Origin of the sequence: Actinotalea sp. JY-7885 (assembly GCF_014525465.1) — a bacterium.
Classification (GTDB): domain Bacteria; phylum Actinomycetota; class Actinomycetes; order Actinomycetales; family Cellulomonadaceae; genus Actinotalea.
Window position 1 is genome coordinate 1 of sequence record NZ_JACEXH010000295.1, and the last position, 2073, is coordinate 2073.

At 73.7% G+C, this 2073-nt stretch carries 2 protein-coding genes and 1 pseudogene; 2 read left to right on the forward strand and 1 reads right to left on the reverse strand.

Going from position 1 to position 2073, the window contains the following annotated elements; all coding sequences use genetic code 11:
* Positions 1 to 190: pseudogene (locus IDM29_RS16440) on the reverse strand (biotin--[acetyl-CoA-carboxylase] ligase); the annotation flags it as partial.
* 152 nt (positions 191 to 342) lie between these two features.
* On the opposite strand from IDM29_RS16440, the gene IDM29_RS16445 reads away from it, so the two are divergent.
* Both IDM29_RS16445 and IDM29_RS16450 read left to right on the forward strand, forming a co-directional pair.
* A complete protein-coding gene (locus tag IDM29_RS16445; RefSeq protein WP_255491783.1) occupies positions 343 to 1914 on the forward strand; it encodes an acyl-CoA carboxylase subunit beta in 1572 nt (523 codons plus the stop codon).
* Between the two features lie 14 nt (positions 1915 to 1928).
* Positions 1929 to 2073 (forward strand): acyl-CoA carboxylase epsilon subunit (locus IDM29_RS16450; RefSeq protein WP_309232759.1); only part of this gene is annotated, 145 nt, incomplete at its 3' end.

Consider the following 2073-nt stretch of genomic DNA (forward strand, 5'->3'; position numbering starts at 1 on the left):
GACCGCGGCCGCCGGCCTGGTGGTCGGCGACGAGCACGGACCGGTCGGGCCACGCGGCGGGCTCGGCGCGCGCGGCAGCCACGAGGTCCGTCGACGTCGAGCCCGTGCGCGCCACCACGACGACGCGGCCGGCTGCGGGCAGGGCGCGGGCGACGGCGTCCGGGTCGAGGACCGGCGGGGGCGTCGTCATGCGGCCACGGTACGTGGGCCGGAGCCCGTTCGGTTCCCACCCGTCTGCGCACGCCCATCCCCGCGCGTTGTCGGGTCCGGCACATGCGGGGGGCGCCACGCCGTCGGGACCCGCACCGAGGATGTGCACACCCGACAACTACCCTCGGGGACGTGACCGACACGACAGCCGCCAAGCTCGAGGACCTCGCCGATCGTGCGGGGCGCGCCGCCGACGACACCGCTGCGGCCACCAAGCAGCACGCGCGGGGCAAGAAGACGGCCCGCGAGCGCATCGCCGCCCTGCTCGACGAGGGCAGCTTCGTCGAGCTCGACGCGTTCGTGCGGCACCGCTCCACCGCCTTCGGCCTGGACGCGAAGCGGATCCCGGGCGACGGCGTCGTCACCGGCTACGGGACGGTCGACGGGCGCCAGGTGGCCGTCTACTCCCAGGACTTCACCGTCTTCGGCGGCTCGCTCGGCGAGGCGCACGGCCAGAAGATCACCAAGGTCATGGACCTCGCGCTGCGCACCGGCGTCCCCCTCATCGGCATCCTCGACGGCGGCGGCGCGCGCATCCAGGAGGGCGTCGCGGCCCTGACGCAGTTCGCCGAGATCTTCCGCCGCAACGTCGCCGCGTCGGGCGTCATCCCGCAGATCTCGCTGATCCTCGGGCCGAGCGCGGGCGGCGCGGTCTACTCCCCCGCCCTGACCGACTTCATCGTCATGGCGGACCAGACCTCGCACATGTTCATCACCGGCCCCGACGTCATCCGGGCCGTGACGGGCGAGGACGTCGGCTTCGAGGAGCTGGGCGGCGGGCACACGCACAACGCCCGCTCGGGCGTCGCGCACTACCTCGGCAGCGACGAGGACGACGCGATCGACTACGTCAAGGCACTGCTGGGCTACCTGCCCTCGAACAACCTCACCGACCCGGTCGTCTGGCCGGACGAGGAGGCCGACCTCGCGATCACGGACGAGGACCTCGAGCTCGACGCGCTCGTGCCGGACTCGGACAGCCAGCCCTACGACATGCGCACGGTCGTCGAGCACGTCCTCGACCACGGCGACCTCCTCGAGGTCCAGGCGCTCTACGCGCCGAACGTGCTCATCGGGTTCGGGCACGTCGAGGGCCGCCCGGTCGGGATCGTCGCCAACCAGCCCCTGCAGATGGCGGGCACGCTCGACATCAGCGCCGCCGAGAAGGCCGCGCGCTTCGTGCGGACCTGCGACGCGTTCAACATCCCGGTCCTGACGTTCGTCGACGTCCCGGGCTTCCTTCCCGGCACGGACCAGGAGTGGAACGGCATCATCCGCCGGGGCGCCAAGCTCATCTACGCCTACGCCGAGGCCACCGTCCCTCTCGTCACCGTCATCACGCGCAAGGCCTACGGCGGCGCGTACATCGTCATGGGCTCCAAGCAGCTCGGGGCCGACGTCAACCTCGCCTGGCCGACGGCGCAGGTCGCGGTCATGGGCGCCGGCGGCGCCGTCAACATCCTCCAGCGCGGCGCGCTCAAGACGGTCGCCGACGCGGGCGGCGACGTCGAGGCCGAGCGCGCCCGGCTCACCGGCGAGTACGAGGACGCGCTCATCAACCCCTACGAAGCCGCGGACCGCGGCTACGTCGACGGCGTGATCGCCCCGTCCCAGACGCGCACGCAGATCGTCCGGGCGCTGCGGGCCCTGCGCACCAAGAGGGCTGGCCTCCCGGCCAAGAAGCACGGGAACATCCCCCTGTGAGCGCCGAGGTGCGGGTGGTACGCGGCGAGCCCGACGACGCCGAGCTCGCCGCCCTGGTCGCGGGCCTGGCGGCCACCGCCGGCACCCCGGTCGCACCCGCGGTGACGGCGCCCGCGGCAGCCGGCGAGGCCGACGCAGTGCGCCGGTGGCGCGCGGCGG